We start from the raw sequence: 21658 nt of genomic DNA on the forward strand, positions 1-21658 counted from the left end.
ATCCTAAATAGTAAGGGAGATGAGCCCTGCTTGAGAATGTACATATCTTCTCGTATATGTGTTTTTCATCACTGATCGGATGCGTTTACAGCAGCTTTCTATATTCACCTGGTGTGACCCCGACAGTCTTCTTGAATAGCTTTGTAAAATGCGGGTAATCCGGGTACCCCACGCGTTCGCCGATTTCATAGGTTTTGAGACTCTTTTGCTCGTTAAACAGCTCCTTAGCCCTCTTAATCCGGTACTCGATTAGATAGGATATGAACGACTTACCAGTCTCTTGCTTAAATAAATTATAGAAATGGGTAACCGAAATATTCAGCTCTGACAACAGCTCGTCAAGTTTAAATTGCGAATCGGTATACCGTGTCTGAATGACCTCAATTGCCTCTTGTATGATAGTCTGCTTTCCCCAATTCCGGCTTGCTCGTACTTGTTCGATGACGCGAAACAGCATATCGTGGAACTGGCAGACCATCTCTGGCAGCCGCTCTGCCCAAGCCAATTGAAACGTTTGAGTCATCCCCCGCTCCTCCGACTGGTGACGAAGCGTTGCAACTGTATCTAGCAATACCACTTTCTTCTGCTCATCCGAAAGCCTGCTTTCGTTCACCTTATGCAGAATACGTTCAGCCGAAACCTGAACACCGGACTCATCCACCTTCCAAATCCGGTCAAGTAGTACCGATGCTTCACGCAAACAGTGGCGCGTAAGCTCGCCCTTCGCTAGTGAACCGTCGATGTTCTCCTTATACTTTGCGTACAGTCTAAGCAAAAGCTCTTTCACTGCTGAAGCGCGCATCGGCTTCAATATATAGTCGGCCACGCCGAAGCGGATCGCCTCTCGTGCATAATCAAACTCGCCGTATCCGGACAAGATCACAATCTCCGGATTCAAGCCTCTTTCCTGTATTTTGCGAATAAGCTCAAGTCCGCCCATTACCGGCATGCTAATATCCGTAATGATGACATGAGGCCGCTCCCTCTCTGCCATTTCTAGCGCCTCCTGACCGTCCATAGCATCCCCTACAATAACAAAATCAGGATGCGCATCGGTCAAAATTTTGCGCAAGCTCAGCTTAATCATATGCTCATCATCAACTAGTAATATGCGGTAGCTCATGGTTATCCTCCTTAGCTGCATCATGCAAAGGCAATGTAATTTGAATCACGGTTCCACGCTCGCCTGAGGAGGCGATATAGAGCCCGAATGGCGTACCGAACAGCATCCGCAGCCGAGTGTGCACATTATGCAGGCCGATGGAGGGCGGACCATCTCCCTCCTGCCTCAAGCTGCCGCTAACCTCCTCTTCACTCTGTGAGAAGAAGCTGTTATAACGTTTCATCAAATCTGGATGCATCCCTTTTCCAGTATCGGATATTTCCAGCACAAACCGATTGCTATCTTCAATTCGGTTTGCAATTCGAATAATACCTGGGTGGATGCTATGCCCCTCATAACCGTGTTTGAAGCAGTTCTCCACAATTGGCTGCAGCATCGAGCGTACAGCCAGGACAGAAGAAGCCGTCTGTCGATCGACCTCGATCTGATAGGTGAACGCTTGGTAGCGTTCGGATTGAATCGAGAGATAAGCTTCAATATGGCGAATTTCATCTGCAAGCATGACGCTGCCATTCGGATTCTGCACATTATAACGGAACATCTCTCCCAGGGAGACAATCATATTGCTAATTTTCTCATTGCCCTCTAGGATGGCGTTGGAATTAATAAATTCAAGCGTATTGTATAGAAAATGAGGATTGATCTGCGCCTGCATCGCGTGCAGCAGCGATTCCTTCTGTTTGACCTCCAGCTCCTTCTCGCGAAGCTCCGATACATGCACAATTTCGATGAGCCGTTTAATCTCCTCTACCATTTTGTTGAATCCACGAAACAAGCTGCCGATTTCCTGACTTCCCTCGTTCGGCGCTTTAACCGTAAAGTCACCCAGCTCAGCACTTTTCATGAGCCGAAGCAGCTTTACAAGTGATTTCGTAATGGAATACACAACACCACTGGCAGCAAGCATAGAGAGCAGAAATAGAAGAACCAGCACGAAGATGGAGATCCGGCTTACCGTAACAATGGACTCATTCAACTCCGAGAGAAGCACCTCAGAAATGAGCGTCAAGTCGGTCCGATTCGAACGAATAAATACAATCAGCTTCTTGCCTTGATCCGTTTGAACAGTAAACGCTCCGCTTTGCTTCGTTCCCATCTCTTTCAAATAGGCATCCGAGACGACCTTTGGCGTTCCATTCCATTGCGGGTGATAAATGATTTGGTTCGCTGAGTCTGCCACCCAAACAAAGCCTGTTCGTCCAAGCTTCACTCGCTGAATGATGTGCACCATCTCATCGCGCTTCAAATCGACGATGAGCATCCCCTGCTTCATATGGCTTTGCGGCGGCGTAAACTTCATCGCCATCGCGACAACTTCATTACTCGGCGTCTCTTCAAGTCCCATAATTTGAAATCTGCCGGAAGCCTTTACCCGGCTGAGATAAGACTTGTACCGCTGCTCCGCCATCATAAAGCTCGAGCTTGATGTCGCTTTCATCCGATCCGAAATAAGCGAAATGCCAAATATATCTTGACGATTCATCACAATTTTGGAAAATAGCTCTTTCTCGATGCGATACGATAGCTCGTAGCGCTTTATCGGATCTTCATTCGGATTATTTAGGAAAGCGCCCGTCAGGTCACTCGCGAGCATAGGAAGCATCGTACGCTGTACTTCGGTAAAGTACGTCTCCAAATTCGCATTTACCTGTGTTACCATCTGAATGCTGGAATCGATGGCATTACCCTCAATTACGTTGTAAGTTCTCTCGTACCAAATCAACCCGATGACAGGCAGTGGAAAATAAAGAAAAATCATAATGATGAGCAGCTTCTTCTGCAGCGAGATTTGATGCAATAGTTTCATGCTTGTCCTCCTAGTATGAAACTCACATGTCGTTGAATAATCATTAAAATTTAATATAGCCTATTCCTTCGTGAATACGCTATCTTTTCTTAATGGAATAAATGATAAAAAGACCACATCATAACCGCAAACAGCGGTATCGATGTGGTCTTTTGGGACATAGAATGTTTTCATCAATAAAAGCTCATCTCTTTGCGGCAGAAAAGTTCGATGGCCCCTCCTTCACGCAAATCAATAGAAACATCTCCTTTATAAAGACGCAAATGTTTATTAACTTGTTGCAGTTACCTGCCCGTTAGCTCAACAGGCTGCCGATGTCGGCAGCCTGTTTTTTGTTCTTACGCTATCACACCCATTGGTTAAACAAAACCATGATTCTTTATTCATAAATCTTGGACGCATATAAAATATCAGCTAACACTTTCCACGTTGGTTGTTCAGGAATCGACTGGTTAGTATTTGAATAGTATCCTTCCATAGTCTCTATCCATGCTTCCATCGCTTCAAGGTACATCTCTAATGTTGGATTTTCCCAATCTTTCTTATTTATAACCAAGTCTTTTCTAAGAGCAGAAAAGAACTTAAGAAAATCCTCTTTTGTCTTTATTTCGTTTATCATTTCATGCAACTGCAAATAAACCCATCTCGGCTTCCTGTGTGTATTTTTTATTGAATTATTGTGTCCCGTTAGTTCAATAGTAACTCATCATCAGTTGGTAAACCTCTCCAGCCAATTTCTTTGATATTGAGTAAGTGGTATTTGTATTATTTACGTTCTCAATTGTTCCAGCCTCTTCAGTTATCCAAAGAAAATAGGTTTCTTTGTCCAACTCAACTTTATATTGCGGGTATGACATATCGGCTATGCCTGGGTTCTTTGTTGCATGCTTAAATGCTCTACTGAAAACGGATATATCATCTGTATCCGTAATTACTTTTAATGAATTCTGCTCCATCTCTTGAAAGCTTTTCATTTTATAAATATTAATTTGTTCGATTTTTTCGTTTGTGCAGCCTGTCACAACGAACACAAAAGCAAAGAGTAAAACAAACATTCGAAATTTCATTAAATATTCCCCTTTTATCTTTGATGCTTCATAGACGTTTTGTTTGTAAATTATGTTACCTTCGCCTAATTGGAAATTGGAGGAGTACTGCTTTGCTATTATGTTATGCTGCCCGTTAGCGCAACGATTGACAACTGAGCAGAGCTTCACATTTTATGTCGATTATTTATGAACGGTTACCCTCATGTCTCGCATCTGGTATTCAGTGTCATTTACAAACATAAAGTAGTATGAACGGAGCGTAAGATAGCGTCAGATACACGTATTCTACGGGAGGAGATACGATTGAAAATCTTTGTTCTGGTCCATGGTGCTTGGGGTGGAGGTTGGAACTGGCGTTTTGTTGCAAACTATCTTCGTGCAGCAGGGCATGAAGTACATACACCAACTCTCACAGGTATGGGTGATCGTTCCCATCTTGCGAGTTCAAATGTAAATCTGGAAACACATGTGCAGGATATCGTCAATCTTTTGTTCTATGAAAACCTAAGTAACGTAATTTTGGTTGGACATAGTTACGGCGGAATGCCGATTACAGGAGTGGCGGATAAAGCTTCAGAAAGACTAGATCACCTTGTTTATCTGGATGCAGCTATTCCAAGTGATGGGCAATCCTTTTTCGATGTCTATCCAGATAGCAGAGACTGGTGGGTGTCCAGAGCACAGAATAATGATGGATGGTCAATCAAGCTTGATCCTGCCGATTTTCCACATGTAGCTGAAGCCATTCCAAATAAACCGATACTTGAATGGTTTATTGAACGTATGGAGGGGCAGCTTCACCCCTTGGCTACACTGTCCCAGCCTGTTCAATTAAAGTCATTAATTCCTCGTACTTTCATTTATTGCACACAGATGTCCCATACGTCTAGTTCAGATGAAGTGAAAAATAGTCTTGATCCTAGCGTGAATTTTGTAGATATAGAGACGAACCATTTCGCTCCTTTCAGTGCCCCTGAGCTGGTGGCACGGGTACTGTTAAAGATCGCTCAAGGTGAAAAATGAATAACCAATCGTATATTCCGCTAATCTGCCCCGTTACTTCAATGAAAAACGGCAACCGATCGTTTGGCCGGCTGCCGTGTCGTATCTCGTATCATGAAACCATCGTTCCCCGTCAGCTTAATGAGTAATGAAGAAGTATACTTCTCGTAGTTGAGTAAAGTACTCGTTACTTCATTGAAGACAAGGAGCTGCCACGGCCGGATTGCCTATTTGGCACGACTTAAAATTCACTATCAGCACCTAAAGACTCTAAAATCACATTGTATTCAATTCTACCAATAATAGTGGATTTAAACATCTGTTCTGACTCGACACCTGTATCTTGAATTACATAATGTTCTGAGTCCAGTTTCCAAACATCACAATGAATTATTCGAACATTATCTTTGTTTCTGCCGATCCAAAATTGCAGATGTTGATCTCCTTTCACATTTTCAAGTATATCTTCTTTCCAATTCATTTCATTCAATAGTTCCTTTATTTCTACGATCCTATCTGAGTCGTTTATCTGCACAATATTCAAAGAGCCTTGTTTAAAATACATTGTTTCTGTGGCCTTATTATTGCATCCTATTATGGCACCAAGTAGAAATAAGAAAGGAATTACTCTTCTGAAGGTCATCTTGTCTTCATCCTTTATTTTATGATAATAAGTTGTTTGATTACCATGTCGGTTGAGTGTACTATCTTGAGGGGTGATATTATAAGCATTCGATACCCCTCCGAGAGAATCGGCAATGACATGTCCTTCATCTAATACTTCGCTTTCGACACCAGGGACTTTCGCCTCATCAGAGCAATATCTACCAGACGATGAAACAGACTCGTTACTGTCATCTTGTAGAATGATTTCGTCAGCAATGACACGCACTAGTTACCCGTGTTCGTTTGTAAATGCCCAGTATTCACGGTCCCCGTAACCAACATCCACAACGACATTAGGTTCACGATGCCCAGACAAATCACAACCATCCACTTCAATAAGTTTGTATCCTGAGAATAGTTCGTTATTTGATTGGGCTGGTGTTTCATCGGTTACGGGTTCGTCAACAACCGTCTGGGTAGTTTCTTCTCCTTCTGTCTCTTTAATGACCTCGGTAATAGTTTCTTCAGGTTCTTTATCAACTGTGGTTACTTTTTGTTGAGCATCTTCTGTATTTGAAATAGTTAAATTTTCTGCATTGGTACAACCAACCATTAAGATGATCATTAACAGTAAGACTAAATAGTTCATTTTCTTTTTCATTTTAGGACTCTCCTATAATAGTTTCATACCTGTTCATTTTAAAAATGACGACTTTAAGTTATCTTGTTCTATTATCTTAACATAAAAGAATATTATCATTTTAAATTATCCTGCCCGTTCGTTTAATAACCAGTGCATTTCCAGGGATCCAGGATTGTATAGAAGTTCTTGTCCTAATACGGCTTTGTATAGAAGTTCTTATCGTGAGCTGACGAAAAGAACTTCTATATAATAAATAAAAAAAGCCGCAGTTTATGCGACTTTCATTGTATAGATGTTGTTGTCGTCCTACAAAGAACTTGATGTCATTCGGGCAAGTGGCATCTGTGATTCAATATCCCCCGATTGATAAAGCAAAGCTTCGCGTTTTAAATCTAGACAATAAAATTGCACCTCCATTTAGACGGGCGTCTATCAATTGGGGTGCAGTTCATTGTGATCAGCTGTCTTTTCGTCTAGAAAAGGCTTGGAAGCATGGCTTTTGCCATCGCTTCCAAGCCTATGTTATGGGGCTGGAGGGAAAACTATAGCGTCAAGTGATCTATCGAAAATCTGTACAAGCGTAATATTTTCTTCCGGAGTGTTACGCTGAATCGAAATAAAATAATTGTAGGTTCCTGGATTTTGGGGAATATCTGTCCAAGTCAAGTTTAGCGCATTTGCAATAAATGCACTACCGGATCCGGATATAGGTATATTAACTTCATGAAGGAAAATAGCGTTGAGTGCGAAACCTGGATTTCTCTCTAGTCGAAAATAAAAGTCGTACGTGAATTCTGTACCATTAGCATTAACAACGTAATTAACCATCGAATCCAACCTAACCTTTTGGTTAGCTACGGTAGTTGTTACGGGGAGAGTTAAAACTGTGGTAGTACTTGGTGCAGGAGATAAAGTAATAACGCTTTGGTCTTCTTGAATATAAAAGTATGTGCTCCCTACCCCAGTAGCTCCAGTCACGCCGGTCACGCCGGTAGCTCCAGTAGCTCCGGTTGCACCCGTACCCCCTGTAGCTCCAGTAGACCCGGTTGTGCCTGTAACCCCAGTCACGCCGGTAACTCCAGTAGCTCCGGATGTACCCGTAACCCCTGTAGCTCCAGTAGACCCGGTTGTGCCTGTAACCCCAGTAACCCCAGTAGTACCAGTATCGCCCGTAGTTCCAGTAGCTCCAATAGCCCCGGTTTCTCCTGTAGCCCCTTGAGCACCAGTTCCTCCCTGCGCCCCGGTAACTCCTTGAACTCCAGTAGCCCCAGTAGCCCCAGTAGCCCCCTGGGGACCGATAGGTCCGGTAACGCCAGTAGTCCCTTGAGTTCCCGATCCCAGAAGTTCATTGGATACAAGACGATGGGCAGTAACTAATTGTCCGGTTGAATCTTCACCCCAGAATGATATCTCAGTAGAATCAGCAGCCGGACCGCTGGTAATAAAAACAAATTGGAATGCGTCATAATCTGCAGGGTAATTCTTAGTGACCACTCCATTAGGCTGAACGGAGAATAATTCCTGTTGATACAAGGATCGAGCACCATGCAAAACATAACCTTCCAGCAGAACAACAGCATAATTGACAGGATCGCGGTTATCGACTTTTATTGTGATTTGTTGCGTTGGCCGCATTCCGCCTGCAAGCTCGTTTGGAATCGGGCCAGTTGATAGTACTGCCATTCTATCACTCCTTTCGCGTTAGACTTCAAATTCACCTGCTACAAGACGATGACTTGCTGTTAACTGTCCGAACGAATCTTTTCCCCACAAGGAAATTTCAGTAGAATCAGCAGCTGGACCGCTGGTTATCAGAACGAATTCGAATGCGTCATAGTCTGTGGTGTAATTCTTGGTAACCACTCCATTAGGCTGAACGGAGAATAATTCCTGTTGATACAAGGATCGGGCACCATGTAATACAAATCCTTCTAGTAAAACAATCGAATAATCGACAGGATCGCGGTTCTCTACGATTATCGTAACTTGTACAGTCAGCCTGATTCCGTCTGAAGGCTTGTTCGCAATTGGTCCGGTTGATGATACTCCCATCCATTCACCTCTTCCTCACGTTAGACCTCTATGGAAATTAATACGAGTTATCATATGATCAAGTCAAACACACGATTTGGACTTTTTACATAAAATGTATTTAACAAACGCTAAGACTATTCGATAATTAATAAGGTTAACAATTCATCCAGCTCTTGCTCACATTCGGCAGCCAACGCAGCGGACCATCGAGCAGAGCTCTCACGAATAAGACTACCTTCGGGTCAGCGCCAACTGCCAACTCCTCTTCCCATCCCCGCTCCAATTGCCCATCCTTCGGTTTATAACCAGCGTACATTATGACAGGAAGAGATGCCCAAGACCAACCAAATCACTGGACGGATGTGGGAATCGCATCCGCACCCTCACTGGTCCCAAGCTGACTGCGAAACTTTGTTGACCTCTCCCGCCATCTAGATCTTCAAGTGCTTCACTTAATGGTTCTCAATACGACAGGCAAAACCAAAGTCGATCAGATACAACCGACCTCTGCTCGTCATCACGTTCTCGATTAATCTTACGGCAATTCACCTTTTCTTTTTTCCTGAATAACCATAATAAGTAAAGTCCGCCTATGCAGATGTAGTGAAACAAATGCAAGAATGATGGAGGATTTCGTTCATGTATAATCAAGGTTTATTTTACTATGGCTATCCATACAGCTATCCTTATTATTACAACTATTATCCAGCTAATCATGATGTCCGCAACTATATAAGTTATTTCAGATTCCCTGACGAGCTTCAAATACCGGATTCAGCCAAAACGAAGCGGGTCTATCCGATCGGGGAGGAGTTTTTTGTTCCTGAGTTTAAGCTCGCTCAATGCGGTTCAAGTAGATTCAATGCCTATTACGATCATCGAGGGTTCAAAATTAGTATGAACCGCGTAAAACGTACAGTCCGTAGCGCGACCGATCGTGCCAAAGCCATCGGAAGGAAATGGAATGAAGAATTCAATAAGCTACTAGGGGATAATAGTGCTGAGATTAGACGAGTGGAAAAAGAAATAAAAGAAAAGTGGCAACTTCTATACTTCTTAGATTGTCCTCCCGACCAGATTGAAACAGCATCACATTGCAAAAATAATTCCAGAGTCCAACAACTTTATGCTGAGATCAAAGCATTGGAAAAAAGGCTGCAGAGTTTGCGGAGCAAACGAGGATTTTTCGATACCATTGACAGCGCAAGGAAGACTTTTCAGAATAACATCAATGATCTTGCAACTCAGCAGATTCCAAATGTCACTTGGCCCAAGAGCTGGCCGGCATTGGATGAAATAGAATTATTTCCAGCTCTTGTCGATCAAGAGCTGGAGTGGCCTAAAACATTGAAGGAATTAAATATCGATCCCGATTTGATTCAGGATATTCAGCTTCCGGATAATATAAAAGATATGCTTAATATCCCCGAAGATCTGAAAGCCCAATTGGACTTGGACACGTTGAAGGATCAAATCCAGTTCGATGATCTGCAACATTCTGTCGAGCAAGTTCTGACAGACGTAAAAAATAAAGCATTAGCCGAGCTAGATAAATATAATATGTGTCTGTTTATTAAGAACAGTCCGTATAGGTTGGAAATTCAGCTGGAATATGTTTCAAGTATAAGAGCTCTCGTAGAAAATTATATATACGGATGTATCGAGAAAGCTAAAAATGCCGCCTTGTTCGTATTAATCGGTTATATCCCCTCTATCATCAATTCATATGGGGCAACCATTCCATTGGCGTTATCCAATGCATTCTCTACGTTTTGGGCCACGCTCAAAAAATGTTTTTTTGATGTGTACAACGCTTTTAAGGATGATATTAAAAACCTGATCAATGTAGATGATTTCGCCGGTTTTATCGAAGCCATCGAAAAATACGTCTCACTCGATATTGTATTGGAGAAACGGACGGTACCTTGGGACAATAAAGGCTCTTTACTGGATTTAGTCAGCGGTCGCGCAAGCGAGTGGAAATTCCGCCAGCTGCCTTTCGATATTCCTTTCGATACCGAATATACGCAGAGCGATCCGCAAGTCGAGGTTTCCGTCGATGATTACGTGCTTGATGCAGAATCGTTAAGGCAACTCATCGATAAATGCGCAAAGCATGGGATGTGGATTTTTGTGATTTATAACCAAAAAGATGTGTTCGGCAAGTGGATCGGTACCTGGCTGAATGTCAGAAGCTTTACGAATGATATTTTGTCCGGATATACCATTACAAGAACCGCTGCCAGTAAAGTGAAGAATAATATGCAAATTCCATTAAGCCATATTAGAAATTTAAAATGCTATAATTCTTTAATGGATTCAACCGATAACCCGGAAGACAAATTTAACAAACACCATTTCATGAATTCTTGTACTGCAGATTATTGGGGTGTATTCTTCGGCAAAGGCTTTATCGATATTGGAAGAGGCGTGTACATCTATTACGAAATTCATGAATGCGGCGTGAAAACAGGCTTTTATATCGATGGATCGTTGAAATCGGAACTATTTATTCCCCGCTTTGGCAATCGGGTTGAGCATGTGTATATTCATCCGTTGACACCGACGCAATCCTACAGAATTTCGATTGAAATTATGAAAAATGAGGATGAGATTCAGGAAAGATTGCTGATAAGGTTTGACGAAAACGTACTCGACGGATTGGTGAACATTAACGCTTGGAAAATGAAGCTTCCGTGGTAAATAGAGGAAAGTAGAACAGGCTGCCGATATTCGTCGTCAGCCTGTTCTTTGTTGTATTAGCCAGAGAGTAATGTACCCATTACTGTAACTTTTTTGCGGCTAATTGTTGATTTGCATCGTTGTAAAGCGCAACTTCAATGCGGTTATATGTATGGGAACCATCATCATACCGATACGTTGTTTTTAATAATCCAATCGTATCTACATGGGAAACTCCGCTTACGGCTTGGACAGTAACGATTTCTTTCGGCTTATCTGACGCAACATCGATGATTTCATAATTAGATACTGGATCTACCCAAGGCTTCATTTTATTCAATAAATCATTCGCTGTTTCTTGAGGTAAATGGTTGTATCGATCTTTCGATAACGTTATTACGGCTGTTAAACCGCTCTCATTATCAGTAAACGCGACTTGATAGTCCCCATTATATTCGATTTTAAAACGTTTTCTAAAGGCTTGCGCATCGAAGTTATACCCTTTGTTTGGATCGGTAAATATCAATTTCGGTTCAGGAGTATCCAGACTTAAAACATTAAGTCCTGTCGTCCCGCCACTGCCTCCGGAAACCAGGTAAAGTAAAATTTCTTGTCTCCCGTTATTCAGCAAGTCCTTAAACTCCATAGTTGCAGCCATATAGGTACCATCCTTATTGTCAAAAACAGCTGCTTGCTTGCCATCTACCGTAAGCTTCCATTCATTCTCATAATCGTGCTCATCTTTCTTATTCAGTAACTCGACAACTTCCTTTGTTTCGTCGCCGTTTAAATCAACAAGCTCCTTTTGTTTCACCGTAAACTGCTGCTGTGGGGTTTGAAATCCCAATATAAAAATAAGCGACAGTGACATTGCAAGCATAGATGCAAATCTCATCTGTTCATAGCTCCTTTCGTTTGTTTGACAGGTTAATTTAACCAATTGCTTGGAAGTCCATACAGTTCACCAGCATATAAATTTGTGCTTTTTGTGCTAACAAAAGTTCTCGAACTTAAAAAAGCTTGATTTCACATGCTTTTATTCAATCCATTATGTAGGTGGATTTGTGTCCATTGACACTTCGCGAGTCAGCTTCAGCTAAATTCTTGTCATTTTCGGAAATGGGGATCAAGTTCTTGTCATCGGTTCGTGACAAGAACTTGATGTCTTTAAATAAAAAAGAACCCCCTACAAACCGTGCTGCCACTTATATCGATACCCCCGCCATCTCTTGAGTTGTCAAAACTGTAATGAATCAATTGACCATCATAATATAACTCCTGGAAGATTTTTGCATCCATTGTATTACACACTTAAGCTGGTGTTTTTTCATCTACTTGTTTGAGAAACTGAGCCCATTTGTCTATGTTATAACTATTTCCAACTCCGAAAAGGATTACATCTTCATTCTGAACGGCTTCTTCAAATGAATAATGCCCGATTATCGGAGGAAACTCTCCATTTGCTGTTATTACATCATCTCGAGTGCCGCAGGCAGTGAGTAAGAGTGTTGAGGCAATTCATTCCTCATCAACCTCAGAAAGATGATTATTAAATAAAAAAGCCGCGATTTTCACGGCCTTTAATTTGGATTTCATTTACCGATGAAAATGTTGTTTTGTTTGTTCTTGTCTTCCGATAACTATCCGCTTTTGTAAATGTCTGAAATAAAGGATAATCCGGCAACGTTAGGAAAAGACATATATTGATCGTAATTAACGACAGTGAAGGAGACGATTATTTTATATTGGCCAGCTGGCAATAGATCTGTATAGATAGAATAACAGCGAATATTTTGGAAATTAAAAGGAGACGCAAGAATAATGGGAGTTGGATCCATGCTTCCATCCAGCAGTAATTGACCTAATGGCGAAGTACTTACGATCGTATTCGTAGTCGCATCGACCAAATCGATCTGCGCTTCCATTGCGTTATCAGCAAATGCAGTTAAAGTGATCATTAATTGTCCGTCTTCTAATACCGTGAAGGGAGCCGTGGCCGCAGCGAAGCCGAATATTTGACTAGGTGCTGTTGTGGAATTCCAGACAGGTATCGGATCGGGAACTGTTCCGAAAGCAGGATTATTGTCATTAGCGAATTTCTGTAAGGCAGGCCATGTATAGAATTGAGAAACCTGGATGGCAAGCGTGCCTACCCCGGCAGCAGCGGCTGCAATTGCCGCAGAACGATCCGATGCCACGAATACATTCGTTGCATTGCTGACTAGCCTTTGCACGGGAATTAGCAGTGATGGAGCAACAATCGGATCCTCGGTCAAGAATGGCATGTATATGGTTACATTATCCGGATCGATGATGGCTTGACCCGTTCCCGGACCACCGCCGTTAACCGATGGACCACTTGGATCCCCCCACCAGTTATTCGTTGCATCCAGTTTTAAATTAGGCAAAGTTTGATTGTAACTTCCGGCTTCCACAATTAATCCAGCTATCAGATTGCCTATGATGCTATTGTGTTTGATTCGAATGTTGGAGTTCGGGGTTTCGACAAATTGCAAACGGACTTCTATGCCATAGTCTCCATTACTGCTCAAAATATTGTTTACAAGCGTAATACGATCATTAGCTCCTGCTAAAATGATCCCAAACACACTATTACTCATCGTATTTTCTAGAAAACAAACATTTTCGGCGGTTAGCATATATATCCCACCATCAAAGGTGATTTCATTGTTGGAAATGAGTATGTTAAAAACAGGAAAAGACGCCCCTAAGAGAAGCAACGCAGCATTTTGGTGACTCGTAAATTTATTGTTATTGATGGTTGCATTAGACAAGCCTGAATCCGTATAAATGGCGGTGCCGCTCGACGATCCTGGTTGATTGTTATCTGTGATGAAGTTTTGTCGGACAAGACTTTCAATCGTTCCGGTCGAATTCATATTGATTCCAATGACATTATTTCGAATAATATTATTGAAAAGCCAGAATCCCGCAGAAGTATTCGTTGTCGATATGCCCGGTCCAACTGCGTTGTTTTGAATCGTAAAGCCGTCGATTACGATCGCCTCGGCAGTCAGGACGAATGTGCCATTGGCAGTATTCCCTTGAACGATCGACTCTTGAGCAGGACTGCCAGATCGTGTTCGGGCATCTATGCCGTATTGAGCGCCATGCAACTGCATTGGTCTTAGGACGTTAATCAGCGACTCATTATATACACCGACTGCTACCTGTACGGTCCCTTGCGTTGCCACAGCGTTAACGCCTTCTTGTATGGTAGCGAATGCATTGATTCCAATAATCATTCCTGGACCGACGACGGTACCGGCAGGCAATCCAGCCCAACTGCTATCCACGTACACAACCTCTGGCATTTACTATCCTCTCCTCTAATTTGACTTAGCTTGAAGCAGACGAATACGTATTTGGTTTTATTAATAGTTTCATGTATTTCACGAATACTATATTTACACCAATGTATAGTTATTATTGTATGACTGTGAATTACATATGATTGGGTTTATATTCCATATTTAACAACGCGTTTAGTATACCTGAGTATAACCTTCAATGAAAAGGATACCAACCTCGAGGGTCAGAACTTTCAGCTGTAGAGAATAAATTAATTGTTAATGCGAGCTCACCGCAAAATAACTTATGACCGCGCATCGAATCTGTCACACAGACCAAAAAGGAGCTGCCGTGTAGCAGACCCCTCAGCTTGTTTACCGTATATGAATAGATGTTTCACTCATAGGTTCTGCAGACTCGTTTGTGGAACCTGTAGAACGAGAGAGATAATAAGCATATTCCAATGGTCTGCTATAAACTAGATTTTTATGTTTTAAAGTCTTTATATCTTTGTATATACTTTTTTGAGGTTTTCCGTTCAGTTCAATTATCCACAGCTTTCCTCGTTCGTCTATAGCGAAATCCACGCTTAATTCTCCCAAAGAACCTATATGAGCTTCTGCTGCTTGCGCAGCCGCAATGCTTACCTCATGAAGAGATTGGAAAACCTCACTGGATTTATCCTGACTAAATAGTAAGGGAATAATTTCTTCAGCATTATAGATGAATTCACACATACTTGTATTGAAATAACGTTCATAAGCCACTCTGCATGCGAGTGTGGAAACCGTCCACTCTCCCGAAATATCTTTTTGAACAAGGACACGAATATCTAAATATCGGCGATTAAGCCGCTGGATAGTTATCCCTTGCTGAACCATATAGTTCTCTGAACCGAGAAGTTCATTTAGTTTTCTCTGATAGCTTTCATTGCGTCTGCAAATATACCTCGGAGCCAAAGAATGCAAAGAAATATTGACATCCCCAAGATTCGTTTGTTCAACCCGATATACAGACTTTCCCTTGAATCCATAAGCAGGCTTAATATAAACGACATGATATTTCTCTAATAGTTCCGATACATTCGCTTGATCGTAAGAAAGAGTTTCTGGAATATACGGGTTTAACTCTGACTGTTTTAATAGATTGTAGAGATCCCATTTATTGAAGTAGTTAATCTTGTTGAAGCATTTGTTTGGGCCGATCGCGTCCTCAAGACGTTGAATCGTGATTGTTTTTTTGTTGTATGACCGATTATAAACGACGTGAGGGAAAGCGAAGGAGCTTTGTTTCCATACGCCCTTATTCAAGCTGAGTCCGTTAATTCGTTGATTCTCCCAATTAATATCTGCTGGAGTAAAGGAGAAGAGGTGAAGGTTCAAACGGTCATAACGCTGATAAAGCTCCAAAACACTCCTTCTATCATTTTTATTGGATACTAAAATCCCTACTAATGGCCGATTCTCCATACTCTCCACTATCTCCACTCCCTAGTCTTTAAACCTATAACAATCTAATCTGGGAGTAGATATTTTGAAAGGGACAATCACATGGTAGGAAGGAAAATCGGGCTAAAATCACCACCCATTTTTCGATTTTTTAGGCATTTATTGCCAGTTATCTTCGTTCGTTTGAATATGATGAAGCACCTCAATAATAGGAGATGAATCTATGGGTAGAAGTAAATGTCCTCCGGGTCCTCCGGGACCGGAAGGACCTCGAGGGCCCCGAGGACCAGCAGGGCTTCCAGCAGAAGGAGCCCAATTACTTCAAGGACTTGCTGGAGCAATCGGAGAAGCTGGACCTGCCGGGCTTGCCGGAGCGCTTGGACCAGCTGGATTAGCAGGACTTGCCGGAGCAATTGGCGAGGCTGGACCAGCTGGGCTTGCAGGACTTGCAGGCGCACTTGGAGCAGCTGGATTAGCAGGAGCAACTGGACCAGCGGGACCTGTGGGACCTGTGGGACCTGTGGGACCTGCGGGGGTTGCAGGACCAGCAGGAGCTGCAGGACCAGCGGGAGCAGTAGGACCACCGGGACCAGCAGGACCTGGGGGATTAATTCCATTTTCAACGGGGATCATTATTAGCGGCGCTACAGTCGTATCAGCTGCTCCCATTTTAATGGGTTTTGGTAGTCACACGGTTGAAGTTATTGACGGTTCCGGAGAATCGACAATGCCTCCCGAAGCAGGTGGGTTTGCTTTCCCAATTCCCTTTGCTGGTACGATTCAAAATTTGCAAATAAGTGCTGATCTACTGGTTGCTTCTGTAGTTTCTATTAATACACTCGGTCTTCAATATGACTTTACAGTATTCCTCGCACCGTCAGTTCCTAATAACGGGATTAATCATAGCGCTTCACCTTACGTGACCACTCCACTAACTAGCTCGCTACGATTCGGATTTCCGAATAATATTATTACAGCGGGCACTTTCCAAGCCGCAACGAATATAAACGTAGGATCTTTAGTAGTTGCTGCTGGTGATCGTATAGGAATTCGTATAAGAACGCTTGAGTCTACGGATCCCTCTGCAGCTGACATCACCCAACTTTCATTTAGCGCCAGCCTATCTTATACTCCTTCTTAATAGACAACTTACTGAGTTAATCTGCCCTAATCATAATAAAGCTGCCGTTCCCCGGCAGCCTTAACTTGTTTATTGGCTAGCTGTTTTGTATGTTCATGAATCAACCAAGGTTTGAAAATGGATAATGGAACGTATGGAGAAATTCAGGAGCATGATAAAGATTCTGCACTTTAGGAATTGAAGTCAAATGACGAGAAATGAATTGTCGAAAATTTTTTACGCTTTAACGCACTACTCCACTAGTTACCAGCGTTTTCTTCAATCACTTTTTACCAATTTATATGTTGCTCCAACGGCAACTCCAATAGCTACAACGGGAGCGGCAGCTACAGCGGCTGTTGCACCAGCCGCTATTAGCATCCCGCCTATCGCGGCCTTTAAACGACAAAATGGTGCCGATAGCCTTCCAATTATTTTGTCGGACGACAAGAACTTCTATACAAAAACGACAAGAACTTTTGGGACGTGTCTGGTAAAAAATGAACGCTCCGCTAGAGAACGAACGAGCATCCTGGATCAAGTAACCGACGACTCTCTCCGAGCCCATGAGTTCTGCCACGACGAGTACGAGCCACTGATTGATAGACGTAAGAATTAATAATTGACCTCATAGACAAAAAGATCGTTCTATCGCCGTTTCCCGCTGAATAGAACGATCTTTTCTTTATATGGCGTGTTTTTTTATCTGTCCTTAATATAGCTTAGTTATATTTATTTAAAAAATACTGTCTATAATTAGCGCAATTAGTTGATTCAAATCAAACCAGGAGTGCGTAATTATCCCTCCCCATAAAATGCAACCTACCGTTGTAAGTGAAACAAAGATGATCTTTTCTTTTATGTTGATTCGCTTCTTATTAATTAAAATGAGGCCACCAATAATAAATAGAACGTACAATAATAGAAGGATTATCATGTGACAGTTTCCTTCGCTATCCCTCTCCTTTGTATCCAAGTCATTAGAACGAGGAAGAATGGAATTAAAATGGCAAACAGGAAGTAATAAGTAAACAAATACTTTTCGACCCATTCAAAATTATCGGTAATGTTTTTAAAATAAAGCGCATAAGCGGAAATCACCCAAATTAGTGGGTAAGCCACAATTGCCCTGTTTTGAATATTCAACAATTGACATATGGTCAGAACGGCGCAATAAATCAATATGCTAAGTTTTAAAAACACCATCCCGATCACGTTTATCGAAATGAACGCTTCCAAATGTTCGATATAATTGAAGAACTGCATATCACGAAAAACAATATAAATAGGGTTCACAAGGTGAGACCCCCGGTATACGCCTACAATACCAACGGTGAAAAAGAGGGCTAAGGCAAACATGGTACCAGCCACACCTATACCTAGTAAGTACGGCTTTTTGATCTTTCCTTTTTGCGCAAATGGAAACAGCATCATAAACGATACTGTCTCCATATATGGGAATCCAAGCGCATATTTCGTATGCAGGAAAGTCTTCCAAATGTGAATATCGTGATGCGTTGTGAAACGGTGCCAATTCCATTCTTTCAGCATAAAAAAGTAAGGAATCCAAAACATGAGTATCAAGAATGGTGCTAATATAGCACTCGCCGATGCAATCGATTCGATACCTTTAACCGCGGCATAAGCACATACGAAAAGTACCATTACATTAAATATGGATATAGGTGATCTAGGCATAATGCTGTTATGCATATAATCGCTCAAATTCCGTGTGACCCACGATGCGATCTGTATGAAATAGACAAAATAGAGAATGCCCACCAACCCTCCTAACCATCTACCAAGCACCTTCACCGCAATTTGTACAAGATTTAAACCGGGGTGATATTTGTACAAATATAGCCACCCTCCTGCAAGGATAAGGCCGTACAAACATGCCCATAATTCAACCGAGAAGGCATACTGCTTCGCCTCAGCGATAAGTCCTTGCGGCAATACGATCACCGTCGTACCTATAACGAATGTTAAGGTCATCGTGAATATTTGCCAGGAGTCCAGTTTAACGCTTTGCATGTTTATTCCACGCCTTCCTGCGAATTGTAAGGGCTTGTTGTATTGCCAAACGATAAGACATTAGAGCTAACATGCACATTGACCTCTGCTTGTCTCCATTTATTTGAATCTGCTCCAAGATCCTGCAAGCCTAACAAGTCCCACCCCTTCTCATTTGCGAGCTTGACTAGAGCATCGGCCTTTTCTTTAAAATGGTTATTAAATGCAATCTCAATTTCATGAAGATTTTTCTCGGACCATGCATTCGATTGTTCATTCGAAATAATTTCTAATTTTGCATGAATCTTAATGGTAAGGCGATTGGACGATTGTAACCACTTACGTTTTACATGAATCTGGTTGGCTTCCACGTATACACGTGAACCGTTTATATTCAAAGATTCCAGAGTCCTCGTAGCGTTATTGTTCAGGACCGAATTCATTTTTTCCATTGGTTTATTGATTCGTCCGACCATTTTAGCTTTCATGAGCACAGCACCGTCTGTCAAACTAAGACCCGCGCTTGCATTAATATCATCCAATTGGCCCACATTGGATGCAGGCGCTGAGCTGTTGTAATGAATAATTGGGATGACCATCGCTTGCTGAAGGGGAACTCCTTCTGCTATGTCTTTCATGTGTATGGGAACAGACTTCGAACCGTTTTTTTTCGCATTCAAATCCATTAAGGATCGGAAAAAGCGTCCAGGTACGGGTTCAAGCGGTGTAAGGGTATTTAAAACAACTGAGAGTGGGGAGTCGGTAATTAGCACAATGACGTTTGTCCTCCGCTCCGGACTTCGCTCGAGGTAATTTATTAAGTCCATAAAGCCTTTTCTCGCATACCGTTCGGATATAATATAGCATTGCATGTGGGCCGTAAATAGCAGCCGGGGTATAGCGCTTGTAGACTTTTCGGACATGATGCCAAAGCCATCACCCTCAAACCGATACGAATAAACAGTAGCCTTGGTAGGAGAACCACCATTTAAAGTTGAAACACCGGAAGGGTTAATAATTTGAAAATAGGCAACTCTTTCTCCATTTTCAGGCTCCATATCCGCCCCGCCAATATAGGTGATCGCCAATTGATTCATATCCTTCATATCCCAGCAACCGGAACAAAGAAGCAAGCTGATCAAAGAAATAATAAAGACAAGCGCCTTCACCGACGTTCACCTTCTTATCTTCTTGGGATGAAATACCCTGGGTAAGCGTGACATGTACTCCTGGGGTGCACGAACAACTGTATCCTTCCAGTCGGATAGGATTAGTGGCGAGACGGGGGTCAAATATTTGACCCCGAACGAACGCAGTGAAGATAAATGAATGATTAGGAAATAAGCACCGCACAAAATGCCAAACAAGCCCATGACACCTGATAGAACCATAAAAATAAACTGCAACATTCTCTGTGCAATGCCAAATGTGTAACTAGGAGAGACGTAATTCGAAATGGCCGTAAGTGAAACGACAATCACCATAGCAGCAGACACAAGCCCGGACTGAATAGCCGCTTCACCCAGGACAAGCGCACCGACAATGGATATGGCTTGTCCAGCTAAACGTGGCATACGAAGACCAGCTTCGCGAAGCAGCTCGAATATAATCATCATAATAATGGCTTCAATAAGAGCCGGAAACGGGACTGCTTCTCGTTGTGCAGCCAGATTGATTAGCAGCGTCGCAGGAAGCATTTCTTGATGATAGCTCACAACAGCGATATAGAGCGCCGGCACGAATATGGAAAGCATAAAGGCGAACATCCGTAGCCAGCGAAGAAGAGTAGCAACACTGGCCTTTTGGTAATAGTCTTCTGGAGAACTAAACAATTGGAACAATGTAACAGGACCTATAAGTACGCAAGGGGTTCCATCCGTAATAACCGCTACCTGTCCTTCTACCAATTTTCCCGTCACCACATCCGGACGCTCCGTGGTAATAAGTAGCGGAAATAGAGTGACTGTTTTATCTCGAGTCCACTCCTCGATATATGCACTTTCCAGAATGCTGTCTGTTTTGATGGAGAGAAGCCGTTTACGAAACTCTTCGACAACCTGCTCCGATGCGATATTTTGTATGTAGGTTAGGTACAATTTTGTTTTCGTAATAGTTCCGATTACCATTTCCTCAAAAATAAGGTGTTCACTTTTCAGTCTTTTACGAATTAATGCTACATTGCTCCCAATGTCCTCAATAAAGCCTTCACGCGGGCCTCGAATGACTGCTTCCGTCTGCGGTTCGGAAATAGTGCGATACTGCCCTTTCGAGACGTCATAACTTAAAGCTGCCTCCCCCTCCAAAGGGACCAGCAGACATTTCCCCTCAAGGATACTTTCCACACAATCATCCAAACTCGTTAGCTCTTGTCTGCGAATTGATAGAACATTGTTTATTAAGCTGTTAATTGGAGATTGTTTGGAACCATTCTCTTGGTGATTGCTTCTAACAATAGGACTAATAATCCACTCCTCGACTTGATTATCGGCTACGATTGACCCGAGGTACATGCAAAAAATATCGTAACGGTTATACAGTTGGAGAGTATGACAATTAAAGTCTGGAGAGTGACCCAAACGCTTTACGATTTCACCAGTCAGATCCCTACCAGACATCATTTGCGGCATTGTCACTCCTCCTGAGAGTTTATAAAAACTGTATATCCATCTGCAGAGGCAGATATACAATTTCTATAAGAACGGAGAGGACCAGATTCGTCGGACTTGCTCAAGTGCTACAGGCCGACATGCTTTGATGATTAAATACAGATTTAGCTCATCGAACCTTATTAACGACTTAGAGCACATTGCTGGTTGTTA

General features: G+C 42.3%; 18 protein-coding genes and 1 pseudogene. 5 read left to right on the top strand and 14 right to left on the bottom strand.

Annotated elements, in window-relative coordinates; translation table 11 throughout:
• Positions 1-85: 85 nt before the first annotated feature.
• The 4 genes from AC0YNX_RS08665 to AC0YNX_RS08680 form a co-directional block, all read right to left on the bottom strand.
• The gene (locus tag AC0YNX_RS08665) at positions 86-1123 is read right to left on the bottom strand and encodes a response regulator transcription factor (RefSeq protein ID WP_475815288.1); all 1038 of its coding nucleotides are present in this window, start codon (positions 1121-1123) and stop codon (positions 86-88) included.
• On the bottom strand, positions 1098-2930 hold the full coding sequence (locus tag AC0YNX_RS08670; RefSeq protein WP_475815289.1) for a sensor histidine kinase: 1833 nt from the start codon (positions 2928-2930) through the stop codon (positions 1098-1100). Before AC0YNX_RS08670 ends, AC0YNX_RS08665 begins: the two co-directional genes overlap by 26 nt.
• Positions 2931-3309: 379 nt before the next feature.
• Positions 3310-3549, bottom strand: a complete 240-nt coding sequence (locus AC0YNX_RS08675) for a DUF7660 family protein (protein ID WP_475815290.1) — start codon at positions 3547-3549, stop codon at positions 3310-3312.
• Positions 3550-3622: 73 nt separating this feature from the next.
• A complete protein-coding gene (locus AC0YNX_RS08680; protein WP_475815291.1) occupies positions 3623-3997 on the bottom strand; it encodes a YhfM domain-containing protein in 375 nt (124 codons plus the stop codon).
• Between the two features lie 285 nt (positions 3998-4282).
• On the opposite strand from AC0YNX_RS08680, the gene AC0YNX_RS08685 reads away from it, so the two are divergent.
• Complete coding sequence (locus AC0YNX_RS08685; RefSeq protein ID WP_475815292.1) at positions 4283-5002, top strand: alpha/beta fold hydrolase; 720 nt, start codon at positions 4283-4285, stop codon at positions 5000-5002.
• Between the two features lie 658 nt (positions 5003-5660).
• On the opposite strand, the pseudogene AC0YNX_RS08690 reads toward AC0YNX_RS08685, so the two are convergent.
• The 4 genes and pseudogenes from AC0YNX_RS08690 to AC0YNX_RS08705 all read right to left on the bottom strand — a co-directional run.
• Positions 5661-6248, bottom strand: a pseudogene (locus tag AC0YNX_RS08690) (DNA/RNA non-specific endonuclease); the annotation flags it as partial.
• A gap of 504 nt (positions 6249-6752) precedes the next feature.
• A complete protein-coding gene (locus AC0YNX_RS08695) occupies positions 6753-7913 on the bottom strand; it encodes a hypothetical protein (protein ID WP_475815293.1) in 1161 nt (386 codons plus the stop codon).
• 18 nt (positions 7914-7931) lie between these two features.
• Entirely contained in the window at positions 7932-8282 is a 351-nt protein-coding gene (locus tag AC0YNX_RS08700; RefSeq protein ID WP_475815294.1) for a hypothetical protein, read from the bottom strand.
• 136 nt (positions 8283-8418) lie between these two features.
• Positions 8419-8580, bottom strand: a complete 162-nt coding sequence (locus AC0YNX_RS08705; RefSeq protein WP_475815295.1) for a hypothetical protein — start codon at positions 8578-8580, stop codon at positions 8419-8421.
• Between the two features lie 323 nt (positions 8581-8903).
• On the opposite strand from AC0YNX_RS08705, the gene AC0YNX_RS08710 reads away from it, so the two are divergent.
• Entirely contained in the window at positions 8904-10967 is a 2064-nt protein-coding gene (locus AC0YNX_RS08710; RefSeq protein WP_475815296.1) for a hypothetical protein, read from the top strand.
• A gap of 79 nt (positions 10968-11046) precedes the next feature.
• Here AC0YNX_RS08710 and AC0YNX_RS08715 read toward each other — a convergent pair whose 3' ends face one another.
• The 3 genes from AC0YNX_RS08715 to AC0YNX_RS08725 all read right to left on the bottom strand — a co-directional run bounded on the left by AC0YNX_RS08715 (position 11047) and on the right by AC0YNX_RS08725 (position 15727).
• Positions 11047-11841: a hypothetical protein gene (locus tag AC0YNX_RS08715; protein WP_475815297.1), complete on the bottom strand. Its 795-nt coding sequence runs from the start codon at positions 11839-11841 to the stop codon at positions 11047-11049.
• Positions 11842-12586: 745 nt separating this feature from the next.
• Positions 12587-14281: a right-handed parallel beta-helix repeat-containing protein gene (locus AC0YNX_RS08720; protein WP_475815298.1), complete on the bottom strand. Its 1695-nt coding sequence runs from the start codon at positions 14279-14281 to the stop codon at positions 12587-12589.
• A gap of 351 nt (positions 14282-14632) precedes the next feature.
• Positions 14633-15727 carry a YheC/YheD family endospore coat-associated protein gene (locus tag AC0YNX_RS08725; RefSeq protein WP_475815299.1) on the bottom strand — a complete coding sequence of 365 codons (1095 nt, stop codon included), beginning with the start codon at positions 15725-15727 and terminating at the stop codon, positions 14633-14635.
• Between the two features lie 194 nt (positions 15728-15921).
• Here AC0YNX_RS08725 and AC0YNX_RS08730 point away from each other — a divergent pair, with 194 nt between their 5' ends.
• From AC0YNX_RS08730 to AC0YNX_RS08740, 3 genes are all read left to right on the top strand, one after another.
• The gene (locus tag AC0YNX_RS08730) at positions 15922-16101 is read left to right on the top strand and encodes a hypothetical protein (protein ID WP_475815300.1); all 180 of its coding nucleotides are present in this window, start codon (positions 15922-15924) and stop codon (positions 16099-16101) included.
• A 116-nt stretch (positions 16102-16217) separates the two neighbouring features.
• Positions 16218-16847: a hypothetical protein gene (locus AC0YNX_RS08735; RefSeq protein WP_475815301.1), complete on the top strand. Its 630-nt coding sequence runs from the start codon at positions 16218-16220 to the stop codon at positions 16845-16847.
• A 187-nt stretch (positions 16848-17034) separates the two neighbouring features.
• Positions 17035-17445 carry a hypothetical protein gene (locus AC0YNX_RS08740; protein ID WP_475815302.1) on the top strand — a complete coding sequence of 137 codons (411 nt, stop codon included), beginning with the start codon at positions 17035-17037 and terminating at the stop codon, positions 17443-17445.
• A gap of 314 nt (positions 17446-17759) precedes the next feature.
• Here the strand turns inward: AC0YNX_RS08740 and AC0YNX_RS08745 are convergent, their stop codons facing one another.
• From AC0YNX_RS08745 to AC0YNX_RS08755, 3 genes are read right to left on the bottom strand one after another with little or no spacing between them, the layout of a single operon-like run.
• Positions 17760-18860: a GerAB/ArcD/ProY family transporter gene (locus AC0YNX_RS08745; RefSeq protein WP_475815303.1), complete on the bottom strand. Its 1101-nt coding sequence runs from the start codon at positions 18858-18860 to the stop codon at positions 17760-17762.
• 2 nt (positions 18861-18862) lie between these two features.
• Positions 18863-20008: a Ger(x)C family spore germination protein gene (locus tag AC0YNX_RS08750; protein ID WP_475815304.1), complete on the bottom strand. Its 1146-nt coding sequence runs from the start codon at positions 20006-20008 to the stop codon at positions 18863-18865.
• A gap of 6 nt (positions 20009-20014) precedes the next feature.
• Positions 20015-21466: a spore germination protein gene (locus AC0YNX_RS08755; protein ID WP_475815305.1), complete on the bottom strand. Its 1452-nt coding sequence runs from the start codon at positions 21464-21466 to the stop codon at positions 20015-20017.
• Between the last annotated feature and the right edge of the window lie 192 nt (positions 21467-21658).

It is taken from the genome of Paenibacillus sp. J31R98, from assembly GCF_056269245.1.

What these genes read in the sequence shown, in the direction of transcription:
- AC0YNX_RS08730 (WP_475815300.1), top strand. Translation starts at nt 15,922, where the DNA reads ATGAATCTATGGGTAGAAGTAAATGTCCTCCGGGTCCTCCGGGACCGG.
- AC0YNX_RS08710 (WP_475815296.1), top strand. Translation starts at nt 8,904, where the DNA reads ATGTATAATCAAGGTTTATTTTACTATGGCTATCCATACAGCTATCCT.
- AC0YNX_RS08670 (WP_475815289.1), bottom strand. Translation starts at nt 2,930, where the DNA reads ATGAAACTATTGCATCAAATCTCGCTGCAGAAGAAGCTGCTCATCATT.
- AC0YNX_RS08745 (WP_475815303.1), bottom strand. Translation starts at nt 18,860, where the DNA reads ATGCAAAGCGTTAAACTGGACTCCTGGCAAATATTCACGATGACCTTA.
- AC0YNX_RS08715 (WP_475815297.1), bottom strand. Translation starts at nt 11,841, where the DNA reads ATGAGATTTGCATCTATGCTTGCAATGTCACTGTCGCTTATTTTTATA.
- AC0YNX_RS08725 (WP_475815299.1), bottom strand. Translation starts at nt 15,727, where the DNA reads ATGGAGAATCGGCCATTAGTAGGGATTTTAGTATCCAATAAAAATGAT.
- AC0YNX_RS08700 (WP_475815294.1), bottom strand. Translation starts at nt 8,282, where the DNA reads ATGGGAGTATCATCAACCGGACCAATTGCGAACAAGCCTTCAGACGGA.
- AC0YNX_RS08705 (WP_475815295.1), bottom strand. Translation starts at nt 8,580, where the DNA reads ATGTACGCTGGTTATAAACCGAAGGATGGGCAATTGGAGCGGGGATGG.
- AC0YNX_RS08695 (WP_475815293.1), bottom strand. Translation starts at nt 7,913, where the DNA reads ATGGCAGTACTATCAACTGGCCCGATTCCAAACGAGCTTGCAGGCGGA.
- AC0YNX_RS08740 (WP_475815302.1), top strand. Translation starts at nt 17,035, where the DNA reads ATGACGAGAAATGAATTGTCGAAAATTTTTTACGCTTTAACGCACTAC.
- AC0YNX_RS08680 (WP_475815291.1), bottom strand. Translation starts at nt 3,997, where the DNA reads ATGAAATTTCGAATGTTTGTTTTACTCTTTGCTTTTGTGTTCGTTGTG.
- AC0YNX_RS08755 (WP_475815305.1), bottom strand. Translation starts at nt 21,466, where the DNA reads ATGCCGCAAATGATGTCTGGTAGGGATCTGACTGGTGAAATCGTAAAG.
- AC0YNX_RS08675 (WP_475815290.1), bottom strand. Translation starts at nt 3,549, where the DNA reads ATGATAAACGAAATAAAGACAAAAGAGGATTTTCTTAAGTTCTTTTCT.
- AC0YNX_RS08665 (WP_475815288.1), bottom strand. Translation starts at nt 1,123, where the DNA reads ATGAGCTACCGCATATTACTAGTTGATGATGAGCATATGATTAAGCTG.
- AC0YNX_RS08720 (WP_475815298.1), bottom strand. Translation starts at nt 14,281, where the DNA reads ATGCCAGAGGTTGTGTACGTGGATAGCAGTTGGGCTGGATTGCCTGCC.